Origin of the sequence: Catalinimonas alkaloidigena, assembly GCF_029504655.1 — a bacterium.
GTDB lineage: Bacteria > Bacteroidota > Bacteroidia > Cytophagales > Cyclobacteriaceae > Catalinimonas > Catalinimonas alkaloidigena.
In genome coordinates this window covers 6,425,978-6,446,867 of the sequence record NZ_JAQFIL010000001.1, presented here as the reverse complement: position 1 = coordinate 6,446,867, position 20,890 = coordinate 6,425,978, and the positions used below count along the sequence as shown (strand labels likewise).

At 43.3% G+C, this 20,890-nt stretch carries 20 protein-coding genes; 11 read left to right on the top strand and 9 right to left on the bottom strand.

Annotated elements, in window-relative coordinates; genetic code table 11:
• Window positions 1–58 precede the first annotated feature (58 nt).
• Window positions 59–1,090, bottom strand: coding sequence for a Holliday junction branch migration DNA helicase RuvB (gene ruvB, locus OKW21_RS26095; protein WP_277485390.1), 1,032 nt, complete (start codon window positions 1,088–1,090; stop codon window positions 59–61).
• Window positions 1,091–1,315: 225 nt separating this feature from the next.
• Here ruvB and OKW21_RS26090 point away from each other — a divergent pair, with 225 nt between their 5' ends.
• The 3 genes from OKW21_RS26090 (at window position 1,316) to OKW21_RS26080 (ending at window position 4,301) form a co-directional block, all read left to right on the top strand.
• Window positions 1,316–2,359: an FAD:protein FMN transferase gene (locus OKW21_RS26090; RefSeq protein WP_277485388.1), complete on the top strand. Its 1,044-nt coding sequence runs from the start codon at window positions 1,316–1,318 to the stop codon at window positions 2,357–2,359.
• A 162-nt stretch (window positions 2,360–2,521) separates the two neighbouring features.
• The gene (locus OKW21_RS26085; protein ID WP_277485386.1) at window positions 2,522–3,607 is read left to right on the top strand and encodes an anhydro-N-acetylmuramic acid kinase; all 1,086 of its coding nucleotides are present in this window, start codon (window positions 2,522–2,524) and stop codon (window positions 3,605–3,607) included.
• Window positions 3,588–4,301 carry a porin family protein gene (locus tag OKW21_RS26080; RefSeq protein ID WP_277485384.1) on the top strand — a complete coding sequence of 238 codons (714 nt, stop codon included), beginning with the start codon at window positions 3,588–3,590 and terminating at the stop codon, window positions 4,299–4,301. Before OKW21_RS26085 ends, OKW21_RS26080 begins: the two co-directional genes overlap by 20 nt.
• 103 nt (window positions 4,302–4,404) lie before the next feature.
• Here OKW21_RS26080 and OKW21_RS26075 read toward each other — a convergent pair whose 3' ends face one another.
• On the bottom strand, window positions 4,405–4,581 hold the full coding sequence (locus OKW21_RS26075) for a hypothetical protein (RefSeq protein WP_277485383.1): 177 nt from the start codon (window positions 4,579–4,581) through the stop codon (window positions 4,405–4,407).
• Window positions 4,582–5,121: 540 nt separating this feature from the next.
• On the opposite strand from OKW21_RS26075, the gene OKW21_RS26070 reads away from it, so the two are divergent.
• The 4 genes from OKW21_RS26070 to OKW21_RS26055 all read left to right on the top strand — a co-directional run bounded on the left by OKW21_RS26070 (window position 5,122) and on the right by OKW21_RS26055 (window position 7,882).
• Window positions 5,122–5,988 carry a helix-turn-helix domain-containing protein gene (locus OKW21_RS26070; protein ID WP_277485381.1) on the top strand — a complete coding sequence of 289 codons (867 nt, stop codon included), beginning with the start codon at window positions 5,122–5,124 and terminating at the stop codon, window positions 5,986–5,988.
• 103 nt (window positions 5,989–6,091) lie between these two features.
• Window positions 6,092–6,673: an OsmC family protein gene (locus tag OKW21_RS26065; RefSeq protein ID WP_277485378.1), complete on the top strand. Its 582-nt coding sequence runs from the start codon at window positions 6,092–6,094 to the stop codon at window positions 6,671–6,673.
• Between the two features lie 10 nt (window positions 6,674–6,683).
• Window positions 6,684–7,430, top strand: coding sequence for a methanethiol S-methyltransferase (gene mddA, locus OKW21_RS26060; protein WP_277485376.1), 747 nt, complete (start codon window positions 6,684–6,686; stop codon window positions 7,428–7,430).
• Entirely contained in the window at window positions 7,427–7,882 is a 456-nt protein-coding gene (locus OKW21_RS26055; RefSeq protein ID WP_277485374.1) for a RidA family protein, read from the top strand. The genes mddA and OKW21_RS26055 overlap by 4 nt, the downstream gene beginning before the upstream one ends.
• 167 nt (window positions 7,883–8,049) lie before the next feature.
• On the opposite strand, the gene OKW21_RS26050 is transcribed toward OKW21_RS26055, so the two are convergent.
• From OKW21_RS26050 to OKW21_RS26035, 5 genes are all read right to left on the bottom strand, one after another.
• Complete coding sequence (locus OKW21_RS26050) at window positions 8,050–9,288, bottom strand: M16 family metallopeptidase (RefSeq protein ID WP_277485372.1); 1,239 nt, start codon at window positions 9,286–9,288, stop codon at window positions 8,050–8,052.
• A 115-nt stretch (window positions 9,289–9,403) separates the two neighbouring features.
• The gene (locus tag OKW21_RS26045; RefSeq protein ID WP_277485370.1) at window positions 9,404–10,519 is read right to left on the bottom strand and encodes an NAD(P)/FAD-dependent oxidoreductase; all 1,116 of its coding nucleotides are present in this window, start codon (window positions 10,517–10,519) and stop codon (window positions 9,404–9,406) included.
• 281 nt (window positions 10,520–10,800) lie between these two features.
• Window positions 10,801–11,340: a DUF2867 domain-containing protein gene (locus OKW21_RS32635; protein ID WP_338130088.1), complete on the bottom strand. Its 540-nt coding sequence runs from the start codon at window positions 11,338–11,340 to the stop codon at window positions 10,801–10,803.
• A 25-nt stretch (window positions 11,341–11,365) separates the two neighbouring features.
• Window positions 11,366–12,298, bottom strand: coding sequence for an NAD(P)H-binding protein (locus OKW21_RS32630; RefSeq protein ID WP_338130087.1), 933 nt, complete (start codon window positions 12,296–12,298; stop codon window positions 11,366–11,368).
• Window positions 12,299–12,412: 114 nt separating this feature from the next.
• Window positions 12,413–13,303, bottom strand: a complete 891-nt coding sequence (locus OKW21_RS26035) for an NmrA family NAD(P)-binding protein (protein ID WP_277485368.1) — start codon at window positions 13,301–13,303, stop codon at window positions 12,413–12,415.
• A 238-nt stretch (window positions 13,304–13,541) separates the two neighbouring features.
• Between OKW21_RS26035 and OKW21_RS26030 the strand changes: the two genes are divergently transcribed.
• Both OKW21_RS26030 and OKW21_RS26025 read left to right on the top strand, forming a co-directional pair.
• Window positions 13,542–14,600 carry an SMP-30/gluconolactonase/LRE family protein gene (locus OKW21_RS26030; protein WP_277485366.1) on the top strand — a complete coding sequence of 353 codons (1,059 nt, stop codon included), beginning with the start codon at window positions 13,542–13,544 and terminating at the stop codon, window positions 14,598–14,600.
• A gap of 39 nt (window positions 14,601–14,639) precedes the next feature.
• Window positions 14,640–15,089 (top strand): universal stress protein, encoded by a 450-nt coding sequence (locus tag OKW21_RS26025; protein WP_277485364.1) that lies wholly within the window; start codon window positions 14,640–14,642, stop codon window positions 15,087–15,089.
• Window positions 15,090–15,109: 20 nt separating this feature from the next.
• Here the strand turns inward: OKW21_RS26025 and OKW21_RS26020 are convergent, their stop codons facing one another.
• Window positions 15,110–15,703 (bottom strand): TetR/AcrR family transcriptional regulator, encoded by a 594-nt coding sequence (locus tag OKW21_RS26020; RefSeq protein ID WP_277485362.1) that lies wholly within the window; start codon window positions 15,701–15,703, stop codon window positions 15,110–15,112.
• Between the two features lie 214 nt (window positions 15,704–15,917).
• On the opposite strand from OKW21_RS26020, the gene OKW21_RS26015 reads away from it, so the two are divergent.
• Window positions 15,918–17,600: a hypothetical protein gene (locus OKW21_RS26015; protein ID WP_277485359.1), complete on the top strand. Its 1,683-nt coding sequence runs from the start codon at window positions 15,918–15,920 to the stop codon at window positions 17,598–17,600.
• A 284-nt stretch (window positions 17,601–17,884) separates the two neighbouring features.
• On the opposite strand, the gene OKW21_RS26010 is transcribed toward OKW21_RS26015, so the two are convergent.
• Window positions 17,885–18,229 (bottom strand): ArsR family transcriptional regulator, encoded by a 345-nt coding sequence (locus OKW21_RS26010; RefSeq protein ID WP_277485356.1) that lies wholly within the window; start codon window positions 18,227–18,229, stop codon window positions 17,885–17,887.
• Window positions 18,230–18,384: 155 nt separating this feature from the next.
• Between OKW21_RS26010 and OKW21_RS26005 the strand changes: the two genes are divergently transcribed.
• The gene (locus OKW21_RS26005) at window positions 18,385–20,853 is read left to right on the top strand and encodes an ABC transporter permease (RefSeq protein ID WP_277485354.1); all 2,469 of its coding nucleotides are present in this window, start codon (window positions 18,385–18,387) and stop codon (window positions 20,851–20,853) included.
• Window positions 20,854–20,890 lie beyond the last annotated feature (37 nt).

Here is a 20,890-nt window from a genome sequence, read left to right as displayed (position 1 = left end):
GAAAAGATTAGAACAAATTTAAGTGCAATAGAAGGCCAGCTTATACAAGCTGGCTTTTTTATTGGTCAAACAAAGTTTTTGTTCTGCCGGGGGGTATAAGTTTGAGGTGTTTATAAGCGAGTTCAGTAGCTTCCCTTCCCCGTGAAGTGCGTTTAATATAGCCTTCTTTAATCAAAAATGGCTCATACACTTCCTCAATGGTTTCCGCTTCTTCACCGCAGGCTGTGGCAATAGTACTGATGCCCACCGGTCCACCTTTGAATTTCTCAATAATGGTAGACAAAATGCGGTTGTCCATATCATCCAGTCCGTTTTGATCTACATCCAGGGCAGAGAGCGCCATTTCCGCGATAGGTTTGGTGATGATGCCTTCGCCCTTAATCTCGGCAAAGTCCCGCGTACGGCGCAGCAATGTGTTGGCGATACGAGGCGTCCCTCTACTCCTTCGTGCAATCTCAAAGGCAGCCTCATCATGCACAGGGGTATTTAAAATGCCAGCCGAGCGCTTTACTATGCTGAGCAATAGTTCTGCGTCATAATACTCCAGGCGGGCATTGATACCAAAACGTGCTCTCAAAGGAGAAGTAAGCAGCCCTGAGCGTGTAGTAGCACCCACCAGGGTGAAAGGACTCAGGCTAATTTGCACGGTTCGGGCATTGGGCCCCGAGTCCAGCATGATATCAATCTTAAAATCTTCCATGGCCGAATAAAGATACTCCTCTACGATAGGGTTGAGGCGGTGGATCTCATCAATAAACAGCACATTACCCTCCTCCAGGTTGGTTAGCAGCCCTGCCAGGTCGCTGGGTTTGTCCAGTACAGGGCCGGAGGTGATTTTAATCTGTGAGCCAAGCTCCTGAGCAATGATATGGGACAAGGTGGTTTTTCCCAGGCCAGGAGGGCCATGCAAAAGTACATGATCTAACTGGTCTCCTCGTCTTTTTGCAGCCATCACAAAGACTTTGAGGTTCTCAATAATCTTATGCTGGCCCGTAAAGTCTTCAAAACTCAGCGGACGTAGTGCCTTTTCCAGATCGCGTTCGCCGGGACTCAGATGATCGGCATCACCTTTTAAATAGTCTTCTCTCATCTTCAGTAGCGTGATATTATTCTACAATAATTATTCATGGTCTATTCGAACAGCTTTTATCGGAATAAACCAATTTAATGCATTACGCCAAAACCAAATCAGCAAAGTCTTAGGCTTTTTCCAGTCATTTGTGGGGAATCCACAAATTAAATCTAATTTTGCGGCGTTTAAAAACGCTAAGCTACTGAATAACGTTTTGATGAGCAGAATAACTCATTCTTTCACATGAATTCTTATCAGAAAAAAAATATTATCTATTCTATCGTGCTTCTGGGGCTGGTAGGTATCGTATGGCTTTTTCGTCAGTCAGGTGATGGCAGCGCAGAGGCGAGCCCTCAGATATCCTTCAGTGGACAAACCATGGGCACAGTGTACAATATCAAGTACCTTGACGAAGAGCAAAGAAGTTTTAAAAGTGAAGTAGATTCTTTGCTGGAAATATTCAATGCTTCGCTCAACCACTATTTACCCGAGTCTGAAATTTCCCGCTTCAATCGTGCGGACTCTATTTCTATGGATACATTGTATTTTGAACTGCCTTACTTTTACCCGGTGCTCCAAAAAAGTCAGGAGATCGTAGAGGCGACGGATGGGGCGTTTGATCCTACCGTAGCCCCGCTGGTCAACGCCTGGGGCTTTGGACCGGAGCGGGGAGACCTGCCTGACAGTGCGCAGGTAGACTCACTGCTGAATCTGGTAGGCTTTGATAAAATACAGTTTACCCAGGAGTATGTAACCAAAACTGAGCCTGAAGTGCAGCTCAACTTCAGTGCGGTAGCCAAAGGCTATGGAGTAGACATAATAGCGGACTTCCTGAGCAGTAAAGGGATTGAAAACATGATGGTGGATATAGGAGGAGAAATCGTATGCAAAGGGGTAAATAGCCGGGGTGAGACATGGCGTATTGGTATCGATGATCCTGCCCAAAGCGGAAACATGACGCACGCACTTGTTATTGACAACCAGGCGATTGCTACCTCCGGTGATTATCGTAATTTTTATATGCGCGATGGAAAAAAATATTCCCATACCATCAACCCCAAAACAGGCTATCAGGTAGATCATTCGGTACTGAGTGTATCGGTGGTCGCGGACAATTGTGTTACTGCTGATGCCTATGCCACGGCTTTTATGGTGATGGGGCTGGAAGCAAGTAAAAAGGTGCTGGCAGCTCACCCTTCTCTGGATGCCTTGATCATTTACGATGATATGGGTACCACAAAAACTTTTCAGACTCAGGGAGTTGAAGAAAATTTGCTAGAACTATAAGTGGTTTGTAGTTTCAAGCTTTTGTCCCCAGCTCCAAGCAAATTTAACTGTAGTAACATAATAAAGTAGCAAAAGATCAAAGTACAGGCTGGAAATGATAAATGCGGCTTGTGTAAAAAATTAAATGTATTGAAAGCAAGAAAATATAAAGTAATAGGGCTAATGTCAGGGACATCACTGGATGGACTGGACATTGCTTTCTGTCATTTTGGGTGCGTTGATGGAGTGTGGCAGTTTGAGGTGATCGCTGCCAATACTTTTGAATATGAAGAAGCCTGGAAGAAGCGGCTACAGGAGGTCACACAATTAAGTGGAGAAGCCCTTACACAAACGCATCAGGAGTTGGGCGAATGGATGGGAAAAGCCGTGAGGCGCTTTATGAAGAAGCATGAAGTAGATCCTGAATTAATTGCATCGCACGGCCACACGGTTTTCCATCAGCCGGAGAAAGGGTTTACCTTACAGATCGGGAGTAGCTATGCCATGCATGCGCAGATTGGCAAGCCGGTGATCAGTAATTTCAGGGATATGGATCTGGCCCTGGGAGGACAGGGAGCTCCGCTGGTTCCCATTGGCGACCGCTTATTATTTCCCCAGCATGACTTCTGTCTCAATATTGGCGGTATCGCTAATGTATCAGCTGAAGTCAATGGAAAGCGCCTGGCCTATGACATCAGTCCGGCCAACATGATACTTAATCATTTTGCCCAAAAGCTTGGACATGCCTATGACAAAGGTGGGGAACTGGCCCGCGCAGGTAAAGTGAATAAGGCTATCCTCAAAAAACTAAACGAGCTGGCATACTACAAGGCTCCCTATCCCAAATCTCTGGGCTATGAGTGGGTGCTGGAAAATGTTATCCAGCCGATAGAGAATGAAAATATTGCTACAGAAGATATGCTGGCTACCCTTACGCACCATATAGCGCAACAGATCGCAGCCAATGTACATTTATTAATGGATGCCCGGCAGGATGCTCAGCCGCAAAAGCCTGCTCATGAAGTGAGTCTGATGGCTAGCGGAGGTGGTGCTTTTAATGATTACCTGATTGAATGTATCAGAAAATATAGTGAAGAAAGGTTTACGGTCGTTTTACCTAATGAATTGATTATTTCTTTTAAAGAAGCGCTGATTTTTGCTTTCTTGGGAGTCTTGCGCATGCGTAACGAAATCAATTGTTTAAGCTCGGTAACGGGTGCCTCTCATGACCACAGTGCGGGAACTATTTATGGTAACATACAGGTATAAACTCGTCTTTTTTAGTCTGCTGTTGTGTTTGAGCCTGCAGGCTCAGGCCCAGGATTCATTGGAGGTGAAATCCGAAACATGGTCTAAGCTGAGTATCGGTACCCGGCATGGTGGCGGATTCTCTTTTATTTTTGAGCCTAATGATGTGCTAACCATATCCAATCCAAATCTGAATCCGACCTTAGGCTATACCGGAGGCTTGTCAGTGCAGTACTACGCACAGCCCAATTTTAGTTTGCAGGTTGGGATAAATTATACAGAGAAAGGCTGGGAGCAATATTTTCTGGACACCCTAAAAAGCGAATTTACCGATAGCCTGTTTTTTCGTCAAACGCTCAACTACATTGATGTTCCAATCATGGCACATGGCTATATAGGCCAAAGAAATGTGCGTATTTATCTGGAAGCGGGAATTTTTCTCAGCTATCTGCTTTCTCACAGCTCCGAGAGAGAGGCCAGCATCACCGATGAGCAAATCACTTATCAGTTTCAGGAGGGGAGAGATAATCGCTTTAACATTGGCATAGGCGGAGGAGCGGGTTTTGAAGTGGTGACCGCGGTAGGCATGTTTCAACTGGGCGGACGCTACAGCCTGGGCTTTACCTCCGTCCTAAACAAAAACATTACCCAGGTTCCCAACCCCCTCCTCATGAACTCCGTCATGATCACGCTGGGGTACTATGTGCAGTTTTAGGAGATGACAAACACCTCTTCTCCAATGTCCTTCATTCAGTAAGTATCTTTTATAAGTTGGCTCTTTATTGCTTCAATGAAGTTGAAGAAAGTATGGGGTAAACTTATATGTTACCGATAGTTGCCCCTTCAAGATTATGATTATTCAATTGGTAGGGGAGTCGGTAAGCAGTGCAGGCGCTTGATCCACTAAGAAGGCTATATTCCATCTTAATGCCTGCATCGGCTTTTTGTATCTCTTGGATTTCCCCGCTGAATATGATAAAAAAGCCATATTGCATACCCATAAATTTAAGCAGGCTTATAAAGCAATAATCTTCTAAATACAGCGTAGCAGGGCAACATGCGTTTATAAACGTTTAACAGTCAGATAAGAGTAAACGCTTATTTTATCAAAAGTATCTTCAAAGACTTATAAGCATTCCCTATATTACTGTTATGAGCGAGTAGTTGCAATTTGTATTGCAGCTATACAGTAGTTGGCTACAAGCGTTTAGATCCGCTTCGCGGTCTGTAAAAGTTAGCCTGCAACCAACAAAGTTCAGCTTACAGGCTGGTAGGTGTGGGGGGCTAGAGTAAGAACTTTAAATTTAGAAGTTGAGTAAAATTATAAAAAGAGCGGTGTTTAAAGCAGCCCGTATAGTTGTACATCACCGTTAGTCAGAATTCCCCATATTAAGAAACTCAATTAATTTCTTAAGTTAACATCCCAAACCGAATTATGAGATCTAAAGGTGAAGCAATAAATAGAAATTAACTAATAAATTTATTGTACTTTAACTGACGTTAGCCAGAATTTTTATAAAACCAAAAACAGCAACGTGATCAACGTATACGAATACTTCAAAAATCATCCTACATTCAACAAGCTTGTTGGAAATGATTTTTTATTCGTAGAATATAAATGTCCAATTAATATTGAGGAGTATCAATTATGGATAGAGAGTCATTTGATCACCTTTGTCATTAGTGGTAAAAAGGATTGGATAACCCCTAAGCAAACACACAGACTCACAGCAGGGGATGCACTTTTTGTAAGAAAAGGCGTCTACACTACGAAGCAGTATCTGGAAAACGACTACTGTGTGATGCTATTCTTTATCAATGACAGATTCATAAAGAAATTTCTGGAAGAGACCCCTTCTTTGATCAAACAACAGAACGATCATATCAAGTACGATCAAATCTTCAATATCGACACCGATGATTCGTTTAGGACCTTAATAGAAAGCATCTTCAATTATCTCAAGCAAAGTGTGCCCATTCCAAAGTCCCTTGTGGAGATAAAATTCAAAGAACTTTTATTCAATATTGTGCTTAACACTAAGAACAAAGCTGTGCTGAATTATTTCAATTCAATTACTCTGGACGCAAAGTTGACCATTGAAAATACTATGACAGAGAATTTTCTCCATGACTTGGCCATCATAGACTATGCTAAGCTTTGTGGTAAAAGCTTGTCTTCATTCAAACGAGAGTTCAAGGAGTATTTCAATACCACACCGGGCAAGTGGTTGATGGATAAGAGAATAGAACATGCGACAAACCTGCTTCTTGGAACAGATATGACGGTCAGTCAGATAGGCTATGAAAGTGGATTCAAGAACAGCTCTCACTTTAGCCGATCATTCAAGAAGAAGTTGAACCTCAGCCCCAACCGCTACAAGGCTCTCCATATAGAGGTATAGCATACGTTTCTTGACCCTTAAAGAACATCATTTGGACTTTTAAGAAAGCACGGAGAAGATTCTTCGGCTAATCTTTGCATCATTACTTAATCCCATATTAAATATGATGCCTAGAAAAGAGAATACAAGCAAAGGTTCACTCTCCACTAGAGGTGCTTCTGTAGTTCGCCAAAGGCATACACTTCTTAATGATAAATATTGCAGTGTTCCTTCCTCAGCATGGATCACAGATGCTTCGGAAGTTATTGGTACAGACCTTCAAGACCCATTTAGAACTACGGTCCTTATTAATGATAAAATGAAAGTTCCATTCAGAATTGGAGTTCATGAAGCTGTTGGTGGTGATCACGATTTTCCAAATCCAGGTGATATGCTCTGTGCCTCCTTGGCTTCTTGTTTTGAAAGCACAATTAGAATAATCTCCAACAAATTAGGAATAAAACTCCTTCAAACGAAAATAAGAACAACTGATCGAATAGATGTACGAGGTACATTAATGATTGATAAATCTGTTCCAGTAGGGTTTCAATCTATGCACATAGAGGTAATAATTACTGCTAAAAACACAAATGAAAAGCTCCTGAATACATTAATAAAAGGAGCAAAACATAGTTGTATAGTGCATCAAACTATATGTAAAGGTGTTCCAATTACTTTAAATGCAGACATCAAAATTAAAAACTAAAACATACATCATGAAAAAATCAATCATCTTACTTTACGGTATTTTAGCCTATTTTATTTTTCTAATAGCCTTTTTATATGCGATAGGTTTTGTAGGTAATATTTTTGTTCCAAAATCAATAGATTCAGGTGCAGAAACGACATGGTTTTCTTCCCTATTTATCAATGCGGTTTTATTAAGCGTATTTGCTTTACAACATAGCATAATGGCCAGACCAGCATTTAAGAAATGGTTTCTGACTATTGTCAGTCCCGCAATGGAGCGAAGTACATACATACTTCTATCAAGCTTAGCTCTTCTTCTGATCTATTGGCAATGGAGACCCATCACAACTATTATATGGGAGATCGAAGGTGATATTGCCGCAAATATTCTAACAGGCATCTTCTTTACAGGTTGGCTTATTGTTCTACTCTCCACGTTCATGATTAATCATTTTGAGCTTTTTGGTCTGGCACAGATTTTTGATAATCTAAAAAACAGACAAACTCCTAATCCAAAATTTCAAACCAACTATTTATATAAAGTAATTAGACATCCTATTATGCTTGGTTTTATAATCGCCTTTTGGGCAACACCTACTATGACCGGTGGACATTTATTATTTACCACAGTTACCACTATATATATTCTAATTGCAGTAAAATATTTAGAAGAAAAAGACCTTCGTAAATTTATTGGAGAAAAATATGAAACGTACCAAAAAGAGGTGCCTATGATTGTCCCTTTTACAAAAAACAAATTCAAGGGCAGATGAGTAAAATAGAGTCAAAATTAATTGAATTGGGTATTGAATTACCAGAAGCACCAAAACCCGTTGCAAATTATATTCCAGCGAAACGAACGGGAAACCTAATCTATATTGCAGGTCAAATTCCCATAAAAAATGGAGTTATTCAAAAAGGGAAACTTGGAAAGGATATTACATTAGAAGAAAGCAAAAATGCGACAAAATTATGCGCCATTGGATGTTTAGCTGCTATAAAAACAATTTGCCCACTTGACAAAGTAACTAGCATTGTTGCGATGCACGGGTTAGTGAATTCTACCTCTGACAATACAGAACAAGCAGATGCCATGAATGGTGCTTCAGATCTTATTGTGCAAGTTTTTGGAGAAATTGGCAAGCATACTCGAACAGCAGTTGGAGTTAGTGTTCCACATAATATTGCCGCTTCTGTTTATATGGTAGTCGAAATAAACGACTAAAAACTGTGCTTAACAATGGCTATAAGCAATTGCTTATTCTAGCTTACTTACAAAAAATTCTAACGGTTCAACCATTCAGTATTTATTGACTAAATTGAGTGCTTAAACTCGCAACAACTCGTAGCCGAGACGTCACCCAATATATAGAAACAAAGCAGTTACTGCTGTTAACCAGCTTTAGGCACAAAGCTCAGCACAGAAAGATCTTTTTCCTGCAACATTTCCCGGGCTACTGCCTGTATTTTTTTAGCATCGGTAGCGCCTATCTTTTCATAGAGCCTTTCCAGGGGCTCCATCTCGTAATCATCCAGAATGCTGCGGGCCATCGCCAGCATCAGGCTTTGGTTATTCTCACTGTTCATAGCCAACTGTCCCATCAACTGTTCTTTGGTGCGGTGCAACTGCATGCTGCCCAGTGGAACTTCGCGCAGCCTTTTGAGCTCTTTCATCACATAAGCTGTCGCTTTTTCCAATTGCCGGGGCTCGGTGCCAAAGTAGATGGAAAACATTCCCGTATCAGTATATGACTGGTATTCGGCATCTACGGCATAGACCAGCCCATGCTTCTCACGCAAAGCCATATTGAGGCGGGTGTTCATGCTGGGGCCGCCCAACAAATTGGTCAGCATAAAAAAAGTAAGGCTATCATGGTGCTGCACGGGATAAGCATCGCGTCCGATGGCGCACTGCGCCTGTGTAAGCGTGCGCTCTACTTTGACTTGCTTGGGGACATATTTGTTGAAAGACTTTCTTTTTCTGTTGGAATGCTGGGCCGGTATGTCTTTTAGGTATTTCTCGGCCAGACGGATTACCTTTTTCATAGGCAAATTGCCTACACAGGAAAAGACCAACTTGCCCGTATCCAGATTTTCCTGCACAAAATTTTTAAAATCTTCCCGATGGAAGCGGCGGATGCTCTCACTGGTACCCAGAATGTTCATGCCCAGCGGGTGCTTGCCAAAGACTACCTCATCAAAATCATCCTGTATGGCATCTTCGGGGGAGTCGTAGTACATGGACATCTCTTCCAGAATCACATTGCGCTCGCGCTCAATCTGCTTTTCCGGAAAAACGGAGTCAAAGGTAATGTCGGTGAGTAGCTCAAAAGCATTATCAAAGTGGCGGTCCAGCACGGAAGCATAGAAGCAGATTTTCTCTTTGGTCGTATAGGCATTGAGCTCTCCACCCACCGAATCCAGGCGGTTGATAATGTGGAAAGCCTTGCGTTTTTTGGTGCCTTTAAAGGCCATATGCTCCCAAAAGTGGGCAATACCATGCTGTGCAGGCTTTTCATCCCGGCTACCGATGTCCAGGATAAAGCCACAGTGAACCACTTTACTATGCGTAATCTGTTTATGTGCTATTCTGATCCCGTTAGGAAGGGTATATAATTCGTATTCTGTCATAAATAATTTAAGATCCTAGCTGCCTAAGATACTTTGTATTCAAAGAAGGACGCTAAAATAACAGAAATGAGGCTAATGTTAGTTTAGTTTCTGAAGTCTTATTTCAGAATAAATATTAAAAGGGTGTTCCGTGCGTAGCACGCATGATCTTACGGGCGAGCGGCTTTACATTTGAAATCATTCCAACGCCAACTTCTGAGACCAGTACGCTGCCAAAGAGGCGTTGCACATTCCTTCCTACCCATAAGCGTTGGGCAAAAAGTTTAGTCCAGGCGCTGCTGTAGGCTTTTTCTAACCTTTCTTGTTTGAAGTGACTGCTTTTGTAATGCTGAATGATGAGGGCTGAAAGTAGTTTGGCGGAGTGAATGGCCATTGCCATACCATTGCCACAGAGCGGAGTAATCAGCCCGGCAGTATCGCCCGACATCAGGATATGGTTTTCTACCGGAAGTTTAGGGGCAAAGGAGACTGCATTAATCACCTCAGGTTTATCAAACAGAAAGTCTGATTCGGTAAAAAGCTTTTTGAGATGCGGATTTTCATACAATATGGCCTTTTCCATAGCCTCTATGCTGCCGTACTTTCTCAAATCCTGGCGGCTGCCCAGATAACACATATTGTATTTGCCATCTTCCACCCCGCTGATACCACAGTAGCCTCCCCTGAAATTGTGCAGCGCGATCATATCTTCAGGAAAATCTGCATGTAGATGGTATTTTACCCCAATATAAGGGGAACTTTGGGTAGTAAATTTACGATTCAGCTGCTTATCCAGCCGTGAACGTTTGCCATAAGCGCCAATGACAAGCCGGCTTTGTAATTGTTGTGCATGCGGGAGTGTAATAATGAAATGACTCTCTTCATAAGCTACTTCCTGCACGGCTGTACCTGACAGGCAAGCGACACCAGCGTCCACAGCTTTTTGATAAAGAAAATGATCCAGTGCATAACGGCTGATACCAAAGCCTCCCAGATCTAAAGACATGCTGCTGCTTTTTCCCGAAACTGCGGTAAGCATAAAGTTGCGGATAGCTACCGGCTGCAAAGCAGTAGGATAAAGGTCGTGAAACTTAAGAAAAGGCAGCACTTCATTGGATATATATTCGCCACAAACTTTATGGAAAGGATAATGCTTCTTCTCAATAAGTTGTACTTGTAGCCCTGAGCGGGCCAGCAGAATGGCATTGACCAACCCTGCCAAACCTCCTCCAATAACCGTTACATCATTCAAGTTTTAGTAGTGTTATGATTCTTAGTATTGGGTTCTTTGTATTAAGTATGAAGACTTATTTACATTAAACTAAAAACTGGTTTCAGTCTTAAAGACTGAAATCATGAATGAGGGCAAAGTCTGAGACTTTGCTTCATTTGTCCACTTCAGTTAGAAACTGAAGCGAGTATCTTGCTACAAAGCAATGATTTAAACTAATAGTGTCACCTTACTTATTATAATATAGTTGAGTTTCTGTTTCTAACTATAACCTATACCTCCCAGAGTTGCAAAATTGTATGTTATGCAGAAACTTCTTCTTTTTTCTTTTCTTGTTCTTTCTGCTCTATCTTCCTTTGTTTCTCTTCAAAGTTAATGATTCGCTTGGCCATACCCGGAAAGACAAACCCATGAAAAGGATAAACAGCCCACCAGTATCCTCTTCCTGCCAGTCCGTGAGGACGATAGGTAGCTGTCTGGAGCAGATAGGATTGTCCCTCTTCCTCGATAACATTAAACTCCAGCCAGGCGTCACCGGGCAGCTTCATCTCAGCATACAGTAATAACCTGCCTTCCCCTCTATCGGCTACCAGCACCCGCCAAAAGTCCAGCGCATCTCCGGCTACAAGATGACTAGGGCTACGACGCCCTCTTCTTAGCCCCACACCTCCGACCATCTGGTCCATAAAACCTCTAATCTTCCAGAGAAAGCCCAGGTAGTACCAACCCCTTTCCCCTCCTATGCTCCAGATATTGTTAATGACCTGTTCTCTGGGTTTGTCAAAAGGAATTTTGCGTATATCACGGTACACCCCATATTCCGGTACTTTTACATGGTCCATGAGGTTAATTTTTATCTTGGAACTATTAATAAGAGTCTTTCCAACTGGAAATTACTTCGTTTTGGGCGATGCGGTTAAAGGCTCTTTCCACTGCTTCTCTGTAGGTGAGAAGTTCTATCTGCACAATATCTTCTATGCCTTTATGCTGTACAGTCACCTGGTTCTTCATACTGTCTACCAGTCCGCGGGCCAGCTTAAAGGAGGTGCTGGTAACGAAGTAAAGCCATAAAGACGAAAGGCGGGGAGAAAGTACAGGCACAGAAATGATGTAGCGCTTTAGCTTTCTGACCTCAGCAAACTGCAATAGCATTTGCTTGTAGGTAAGTACTTCAGGCCCTCCGATGTCAAAAACTCTGTTATAAGCCTCATTTCTCAGCAGTACACCATTGAGGTATTGTAAGACGTTGCGAAGTGCGATAGGCTGGCTTTTGGTGCTTACCCACTTAGGAGCGATCATGACCGGGAGTTTCTCTACCAGGTCACGGATAATCTCAAATGATGCTCCTCCCGAGCCGATGATAATCCCTGCCCGAAGCACAGTGGTAGGAATCTGGCTCTGCATCAGGATATCTTCCACATTTTTTCGTGACCGTAGATGCTTGGATAAATTTTCATCATTCACAATACCGGAAAGGTATATGATTTGCCGACAATTGGTTTTTTTGATGTTATCTACAAAGTTATGCGCAGCTTTTGCTTCCAGTTTTTCATAGTCGGCAGAGGCACCAATTGAATGTACGAGATAGTAAGCTGCATCAAGGTCTTGAGGAAGATCTGTAAGCGTTTCTTCTTTCAATAGGTCCGCCTCGTAATAAGAAATATTTTCCTGTAGGGATTTGTCTGCTTTCATTCGGCGCTTATCCCGCACGAGGCACACTACGTCATGTCCATTGCGGACCAATGCCGGTAGCAGGCGCATGCCCACGTAGCCGTTTGCTCCTGTCAATAATATTTTCATTTTATAAGGGTTTGTGTTCGTGAATGTTTACACAATTAACCCACTGTATGCTAATCTGTTCATAGCAAATGAAGACAGGGTGAGAAAGTTTTCAGAGAAGAGCTTCCCTTATCCTCAATGGCCACAAGCTTTTTGAACAGCTTCTTTATAGGGGATGAGCTCTATTTGCACAATTTCCTCGATTCCTTTGTGCTGGACGATCACCTGGTTTTTCATACTGTCAACCAAACCTCTGGCCAGATCGAATGAGGTGCTGGTGACAAAATAGAGCCACAAAGATGATACTCGGGGAGAAAGGGCAGGTACCGAGATGATGTAGCGTTTCAGTTTCCTGACCTCTGCATAATGCAATAACATCTGTTTGTAGGTAAGCACTTCAGGTCCGCCAATATCAAATACCCGGTTGTAGGCTTTGTTTCTCAACAGTACCCCGGTGAGGTACTGCAATACATTGTGAAGCGCTATGGGCTGGCTTTTGGTGCTCACCCATTTAGGCGCCACCATCACTGGTAATTTTTCTATTAGATCGCGGATCATCTCAAAAGAAGCCCCTCCTGATCCTATGATGATGCCTGCCCTTAGCACAGTAGTAGGAACCCCACTTTTCATCAGTATGTCCTCTACATTCTTACGGGAACGCAGGTGCTTAGACAGGTCCTGGTCGTTGACGATACCGGATAGATAGATGATTTGCTTACAGTTGGTTTTTTTGATATTGTCTACAAAATTGTGGGCTGCCTTGGCTTCCAGTTTTTCATAATCGGGAGAGGCACCGATAGAATGGACCAGGTAATAAGCTGCATCCAGGTCTTCTGGCAGGTTCTGGAGGGTTTCCTCTTTCAGCAGGTCGGCCTCATAGAATGAAATATTTTCTTTCAGGGATTTATCTACCTTCATACGCCCTTTGTCTCTCATCAGACAGACTACTTCATGTCCATCACGCACCAGTACGGGCAGCAGCCACATACCGATATAACCATTAGCTCCTGTCAGTAATATCTTCATTTAATAAGGGTTGGGTTTTCTTAGTATACTATACTATTGAGTAACCCGCTGAATGCCAATCTGTTTAAAGTGTGCTAATACTTGCTATTTTAGCTCTTAGTGCCAGCGTGTTATAGTGTGAGAATAGTGGAAAAAACTGTACCACCACCCCGTGGCGGCCAGGAGCCATAACACTAAGAACTATTGTTTGCCTAAAACCGAATTAAATGTAGTTTTACTAACTAATAACTTTAATGCTATGCACAAATACACCAACCTACTATTCGGACTTATGCTTTTTGCCGCCTGTAACTCTTCTACGCAGGAGCAATCTGCCACCCAAGATGAAGCTCAAGCAGAAGCAACTACCTATCAGACTGCTGGTTCTATTGAGCGTATTTCAGAAAAATTGAATGACATCGTCCCTCCTGATGCCCAATTGGAAATATTGGCAGAAGGCTATGAATGGACAGAGGGGCCGGTCTGGATTCCTCAGGGGAACTATCTGCTGTATTCTGATATTCCTCCCAACAGTATTTTTAAGTGGAAAGAAGGGGAGGGGGCTTCTCTTTTTCTAAAACCATCGGGTTTTACCGGCGAAAATTTTGACGGAAGAGAACCGGGTTCCAATGGTCTTATCCTGGATGATCAGGGAAGGCTCGTTCTTTGCCAGCATGGCGACCGCCGTATTGCCCGCATGACTGCCCCTTTGGACAATCCGTCGCCAGAATTTGAGACCATAGTAGATAGCTATCAGGGCAAGCGCTTGAACAGTCCTAACGATCTGGCTTACCTGAGCAATGGAGATTTGTATTTTACCGACCCACCCTATGGCTTACCCGGAGGGGCAGACAGCGAAGCCAAGGAGCTTGATTTTCAGGGAGTATACCGCTATTCTGAAGAGAATGATGAACTAATTTTACTTACGGATGAGCTTAGCCGTCCCAACGGCATAGGTTTTTCACCTAATGGAGAGACTTTGTATGTCGCCAATTCCGATCCGGAGCGAGCCATCTGGATGGCCTACGACCTGACAGAGACCGGCGATATAGAAAACGGGAGGGTATTCTATGATGCGACTGAAAAGACTGCCACCGAAAAAGGTCTTCCCGATGGTTTTGTGGTACATAGCGGAGGCTACCTCTTTGCTACCGGGCCGGGTGGTGTATGGATATTTTCTCCTGAAGGAGAGCATTTAGGTACGCTCAAGACCGGACAGGCTACCGCCAACTGTATCTTCAATGCGGATGAATCCGTGCTTTATATTACTGCCGACATGTACCTGATGCGTATTGTGCTGAAGGGAGAAGCTTCTTAAACAAAAGAAGCAATTGAGGAAATTACTATTCTACTTAACATGATGAAAAATATACTGGTAGCTGTAGATTTTGACGAGAGAACTTTTTTCCTGGTAGACTATGCTGCAGAACTGGCCAAAAAGTTTGATGCCAAGATATGGATTGTACACATTGCGGCACCGGAGCCGGATTTTGTAGGCTATGATGTCGGTCCCCAATACATCAGGGATAGCAGGGCCGATACTTTGAAAGGCGAACATAAAAGCCTGAAGTTACTTACTGATAAATTGCACCAGCAAAGCATAGAGGCTGATGCGCTGCTCATCTCTGGTCCTACTGTACAAATGATATTAGATGAAGCCAAAAAGCTGCAAGCCGACCTGATCATTACCGGCTCGCATGCGCATAGCTTCCTTTATAATGCTTTTGTGGGAAGTGTTTCTTTAGCGCTTTTTAAGAAGTCTAAGATTCCACTCTTAACGGTACCTTTAGGGGGGGATGATGAATGATAAATACAAGGAAGCGCTTTTTAACTAAAACGATCTATCAGGTTTTGAAAAAGCCTGTTAATAGGATAAGAAGGTCCATGCATCAGGTAAGTCATCGTAATGCCACTACGCATGGCTTCAAACTGCTGCATCGTATCCGTAGCACTGAGGTATCCAAGCTGCTCAAAGAAGTGAATCAGGAATTTGCGATGATCGTCAAAAGCACTGATCAGTTGCCGGGCAGTCTCCTCTTTGAGGCCAGGCTGAAAAATTAAAGAATGGTACAGCTCCCAAAATTCCCGTTCCTCTACTAAAGACTGGCGAAATTTTCGGACAATTTGTTCCAGTTTTTTGGAGGCCGTCAGGCTGTTTTGCAGTTGAAGGTCATCAGTACTTAGTATTCCTTTGATCTTGTGGGTGCTAAAATCTACAATGGCCTGCAACAAGCCTTCTTTGCTTCCAAAGTGATAAAATAACAGGCCATGAGAAATATTGCATGCCCGGGCAATGGTGGCCGCTGTAGTGGTGTGAAATCCGTTTTTGGCAAATAACTGCATGGCGGTGAGCATAATTTTCTCTTTGCTAATCTCGGCCAAAGATTTTTCCGGACCTGTTTGAAAAACGGAATCAGACATAAGCAATAGTATTGTGATGATCTAGAAGGTAATAAGAGGCGGAAAATAGATAATAAAGCTTTTACTTTTACTACAATTCTACCCGCTAACATACACCTGCCAGATTCAGCGACAATGCCAATGCTAAGATTAGGCGAAGCTTCGGTTGGCAGAGCGGTATCATTTTGTAAATTGAATGATCGCAAAACAACAACCTAAATCTCTTCTCTTAGAAATGAGCACCAAAGCCCCACTTGCACGCTGTTTTTCAGTACATAAAATCCTCATGGGTGGCTTGGCTATCTTGATTTTTGATGCCTGCCAACCGGACGAAGAAGAAACTACTTATGATCCGCGGCTATTTGAAAAAGCTGCTTTGAACGCAGAGCAAGCCCATGAAGGTTTTGTGCGCAGTGATGCATACATGCGGGCCTGGCTTGAGTATGCTGACTCCCGTACTAAACTTATTCCCCGTAACCTCTATGACGACAGTACAATCTGGAATGGCAAAGATGCTGCGGCAGACAATTACCCTTTTATGGTACTCACCAGCTTTTTTACCGATCAGGATTTATACCAGGGGGTGATGCGTGAAATGCTGGAAAACGAAACCCAACTTACTTCAAGGGTAAAATCCATGCCAGATACCTACTCATTCGTGAAACAGGACTTTGAAGACGAAGAAGTAGCGATGGAAAGAGTGCTTTTCGGTACTTCAGAGTATATCAAAGATGGTTTGCTCCCCCTTAGCGAGTGGCTGGGTAAGAGTCCCTGGTCGGAGCGTATGGTCAATATGCTCAGGGATATGGATGAATACATAGACGTTGCCGGAGGCTTCGGTGATGAATATTTCGGAAGCGCACCCGAAGCTGAGGTAAATGGAGAGCTGCTACAGATTTTGTCTCGCATATACTGGATGACAGGGGAGCAGAAGTTTCTGGACTGGGCCATACAGATTGGCGACTATTACTTGTTAGAAGAAAAATATCCTCTGACAGATTTTGATTATCTCCGGCTGCGTGACCACGGCTGCGAACTGATTTCCGGCTTGTGTGAGTTGTATGTCACGCTGCATTTTGCTGATCAGGGGAAGAAAAACGAATATCAGGAGAGGTTGCATGGTCTTCTAGATTATATTTTAATGCATGGCAGAAATGAAGATGGCCTGTTTTATAATGCGATTAACCCTCAAACTAATGAAGTGGTGGATGAGCAAGCTGCCGACACCTGGGGCTATACGCTAAACGGGTATTATGCGGTTTATATGGTAGACAGTGTAGAAGCCTACAAAGAAGCGGTAGATAAAGTTTTTGCTAATCTGAGCAAGTATCAGAATTTTGACTGGGAAAGAGGCAGTGCTGATGGTTATGCCGATGCCATAGAAAGCGCCCTGAATCTCTACAACAGAATCCCTGATGAACGTGCTGCCCGTTGGATAGATAGTGAGATCAAAGTGATGTGGGCGATGCAGGATTCCAGTCATCGGGAGGGGAGCGAGCAGTGGAAAGGTTCAGGCATCATTGAAGGCTGGCATGGAGATGGTAATTTTGCCCGTACTACCATCATGCACAACCTCTGGAAATCGCAGGGAACTTATGTGCAGCCCTGGAATGATGCCATACGATTGGGTGCGGAGCAGCGAGGTGATACACTGTTTATTGTTTTGCGCTCGTCTTCTCCCTGGGAAGGTAAACTTTATTTTGATCAGGCCAGGCATAATAATTCCATGAATTTGCCGGTAGACTGGCCGCGGATCAATCAGTTTCCCGAATGGTTTACGGTTGACCCGGAGCAAACGTATCAGTGGATAGATGGGCAGGCGGAAACTTCTGAGATGATAGGAGGGGAAAGTCTTCTGGAGGGAGTGCCTGTCAGCTTGCCGGCTGGTGAGAAAAAGTATTTGATGGTAGTGCAATAAGCTAACTTATGTGTTGCAGCATATACTAAGTTTGAACAAGGTCATTCCGTACGTAGCTACGCGGAGGAATCTTTGCCATGAAGCAAGTAAGGGTTTTTTGATTTTCTTGTCGGTAAAGACGTCCAGCGTGGAGCGTCTACGGCATGACAACTATATCAAATAGCTGAGAATCGATAAAAGTACTAGTATTTCTAGCAATAGTTTTTTCAAAGCATTTATTTCATCCTTTTGAAGTTTGATAGACAGCTTTATTTTTGTTTTCATAATTTATTCTACTTAATGCTTTAGCCATTTAATAAATACCCCCTTCTCTTTAATTCCTGATTATCTTTTTGGATCTCTTCCAAGTCTTGAACAACAGCCAAAACATGTGCAAGTAACTCTTTAGCTTCTGGATAATAGGAGTAATAATTTGTTTGAGCATCTCTTCTATAAGAAGCAAGCCTATTTTTCTTTAAACTATCCAGGTATCGTGAACACATGCTCTGTTCGATCTCAGCAATGTCTGCAATTTCGTTGACTGAAATTTCATTGACTTTGACTAGGATATTGGCTACCCTAATTCTACCCTTCGTTGTAAAAAGCTTAAAGAAAGCTTCAGCATAATCTATTTTTTCAAGTGATTTCATATATAAGTATGAATATGTGTATATTCAAATATATGAATCATAATTGATATGACCAAACTTTTCTTAAAGTTTAAAGTAAACATATTCCCCCAAAATGGGTGAGCAGAAGATTGTTAAAAAATGAGCAATTTTAGAGCGTAAAAATCTAGCTTAATATGTTCTGGAATTATCTGAAGATCGCTTACCGCCATTTGGTAAATCATAAGGTATTTACACTGATCAATATACTGGGCTTAGGCATCGGTATGAGTTGCTGTCTTTTCATTTATCTGTTTGTACAGCACGAGCTGAGTTATGATACTTTTCATCCTAAAAAGGATCGGCTTTACCGGATTATCTACCGTGCCAGCAATGACTATGATTATGCCCGCGTTCCTCCTCCCTTAGCGCCACTGGTGCAGGAGAATCTTTCGGGGGTAGAGGCTACTGCCCGAGCTTACGGTCGAGACATGAGTGTGAGCGTGCCTGACCCTAGCGGAATGAGTGAACCTCAGGATTTTGAGGAAACCAATGTGTTTATGGTAGACTCTACCTTCTTCCGACTTTTTGATTTAAAATTTATAGCAGGCAGTGAGCAGGAGAACCTTGCCCGGGCGCAGCGCCTTATACTAACAGAAACTTTAGCAGATAAATATTTTGGTGAGCAATGGCGGCAGAACCCGCCTATCGGACGCACAATTATGGTAGAAGGGATTCATCCCTATCAGATTGCTGCTGTAGTTAGTGATTTTCCCGATAACGCTCACCTGGAATTCAGCATGCTGCTGCCTTATGATGATATGTTCGCCCTAATGGATGATGAGCGGAGAGAATACATGCGAGATAACCTGTCTAAAAACTGGGTGATCTCCCATTCTCATTCTTATGTACTCCTGGAGGAAGGAGCAGAGCCGGAAGAAGTCAGCCAGGGGATGGCACAACTCCTGGAAACCTATGCCCCTGAACCCTTGCGGGTAGGACAGAGCTTCAGCTTGCAGGCTGTACCGGATATTTACCTCAATCCGGATATTTATCTCAATCCCGGGCCGGTCAGTGATATCAGCAATATTTACACTTTTATAGCTATTGCATTGATCACTTTGCTCATTGCCTGCTTTAACTTTATCAACCTCTCCACAGCACAATCGCTCAAACGGAGCAAGGAGGTAGGGATGCGCAAAGTGCTGGGCGCCCGCAAGCCGCAATTGTTTTTGCAGTTTTTAGGTGAGTCTCTGCTAATCAGCTTTTTTGCCTTATTGCTAGCCATCTTGCTTATTGGCAATACGCTGCCTGAGTTTAACAGTTTAACTCAGAAAAGCTTTACTTTTGCTGATCTGACCCATACGCCGGTGCTGCTTACTTTTATCGGCGTATTTCTGCTAACCGGCTTGCTGGGAGGATCTTACCCTGCTTTCTACACTACCAACATCAAGCTGGCAACTGTACTGAAAAACAAAACTCCCCTGAGAGCTGGTTTGCAGCGTTTTTCTCTGAGACAGGTGCTGGTGTTTATCCAATTTACGATGTCTATTGCTTTGATTGCCGGAACGGTGATTATCTTTCAGCAATTACGCTACCTGCAAAACCAGTCCATGGGATTTCAGAAAGAGGCTATGCTTACCGTTCCTTTATACAGTACCAATATGAACAATGTTTTTGGAGCAGGAGATGTAGATATGCGGCAGAAAATGAACTCCTTTGAAGAAAGGCTGCTGAGCGATGCAAATATTGAAGAAGTAACTCTTTCATCCGGAGCCCTGGGCACCAGTGTGGTTGCCCGCCGGGTAGAACCGGAAGGTGTAAATACCGAGGGGCGTTTGTTTGTGCCTACCCTGGCAGTAGATTATGATTTCAGTGAAACCTATGGGCTGGAAATAGTGGCCGGTCGGGACTTTGATATAGAAGCCGGTTCTGACCATATTGATGCATTTATTATCAATGAAACTACAGTCAGAAACTTTGAATGGGGCAGCCCTGAAGAAGCTTTGGGTAAGCAAATAGAACTGGAAGGAAAGCAGGGCAATGTAATAGGTGTGGTCAAAGACTTTCATTATACCTCATTGCATAGCCCAATTGGTTCATTGATCCTGGGGGTGGACGTTCCGCTTTTCAACACCTTTACCATCAAAGTAAATAGTGAAAATCTGAGTGAAACGGTAGCCTATGTAGAAGAGCAGTGGCAGGAATTTTTTCCCCACAAAGCTTTTGCGTATGATTTTCTGGATGAGCAGTTGGAGCAGGCCTATCAGGCAGAAGGTCGTTTAGGAGATATCATCGCCACCTTTGCGCTCCTGGCCATATTTGTATCCTGCCTGGGTTCTTACGGGCTGGCTTTACTGCTGGCCAAGCAGAAAGAAAAAGAGATCAGCATCCGCAAAGTATTGGGAGCGGAGATCGCCCATATTTTGGGAATGCTGACCCGGGGGTATTTCACATTGATATTACTGGCAAGTCTCCTGGCCGTACCTTTAGCCTACTGGGGCATGGCACTATGGCTGGAAAACTTTGCTTACCGTACCGAAATGAGCTGGTGGCTGTTCGGAATCCCGGTCCTGATGGTACTGATATTAGCAGCCTTCACCATCAGTTTCCAAACCATCAAAGCAGCAGTAGCTAACCCTGTGCATGCACTGAAGGATGAGTAATGTAGCGCGTACTTAAGCCTGAGGCAGTTGTACAGCA

Excerpts from the sequence above, each read along its gene's own strand:
- OKW21_RS26020 (WP_277485362.1), bottom strand. The coding sequence starts at position 15,703 with ATGTCTGATTCCGTTTTTCAAACAGGTCCGGAAAAATCTTTGGCCGAG.
- OKW21_RS26080 (WP_277485384.1), top strand. The coding sequence starts at position 3,588 with ATGGTAACATACAGGTATAAACTCGTCTTTTTTAGTCTGCTGTTGTGT.
- OKW21_RS26090 (WP_277485388.1), top strand. The coding sequence starts at position 1,316 with ATGAATTCTTATCAGAAAAAAAATATTATCTATTCTATCGTGCTTCTG.
- OKW21_RS26085 (WP_277485386.1), top strand. The coding sequence starts at position 2,522 with ATGTCAGGGACATCACTGGATGGACTGGACATTGCTTTCTGTCATTTT.
- OKW21_RS26015 (WP_277485359.1), top strand. The coding sequence starts at position 15,918 with ATGAGCACCAAAGCCCCACTTGCACGCTGTTTTTCAGTACATAAAATC.
- OKW21_RS26035 (WP_277485368.1), bottom strand. The coding sequence starts at position 13,303 with ATGAAGATATTACTGACAGGAGCTAATGGTTATATCGGTATGTGGCTG.
- mddA (WP_277485376.1), top strand. The coding sequence starts at position 6,684 with ATGAAAAAATCAATCATCTTACTTTACGGTATTTTAGCCTATTTTATT.
- OKW21_RS26005 (WP_277485354.1), top strand. The coding sequence starts at position 18,385 with ATGTTCTGGAATTATCTGAAGATCGCTTACCGCCATTTGGTAAATCAT.
- OKW21_RS26010 (WP_277485356.1), bottom strand. The coding sequence starts at position 18,229 with ATGAAATCACTTGAAAAAATAGATTATGCTGAAGCTTTCTTTAAGCTT.
- ruvB (WP_277485390.1), bottom strand. The coding sequence starts at position 1,090 with ATGAGAGAAGACTATTTAAAAGGTGATGCCGATCATCTGAGTCCCGGC.
- OKW21_RS26055 (WP_277485374.1), top strand. The coding sequence starts at position 7,427 with ATGAGTAAAATAGAGTCAAAATTAATTGAATTGGGTATTGAATTACCA.
- OKW21_RS32630 (WP_338130087.1), bottom strand. The coding sequence starts at position 12,298 with ATGAAAATATTATTGACAGGAGCAAACGGCTACGTGGGCATGCGCCTG.
- OKW21_RS32635 (WP_338130088.1), bottom strand. The coding sequence starts at position 11,340 with ATGGACCATGTAAAAGTACCGGAATATGGGGTGTACCGTGATATACGC.
- OKW21_RS26030 (WP_277485366.1), top strand. The coding sequence starts at position 13,542 with ATGCACAAATACACCAACCTACTATTCGGACTTATGCTTTTTGCCGCC.
- OKW21_RS26050 (WP_277485372.1), bottom strand. The coding sequence starts at position 9,288 with ATGACAGAATACGAATTATATACCCTTCCTAACGGGATCAGAATAGCA.
- OKW21_RS26075 (WP_277485383.1), bottom strand. The coding sequence starts at position 4,581 with ATGCAATATGGCTTTTTTATCATATTCAGCGGGGAAATCCAAGAGATA.
- OKW21_RS26025 (WP_277485364.1), top strand. The coding sequence starts at position 14,640 with ATGATGAAAAATATACTGGTAGCTGTAGATTTTGACGAGAGAACTTTT.
- OKW21_RS26065 (WP_277485378.1), top strand. The coding sequence starts at position 6,092 with ATGATGCCTAGAAAAGAGAATACAAGCAAAGGTTCACTCTCCACTAGA.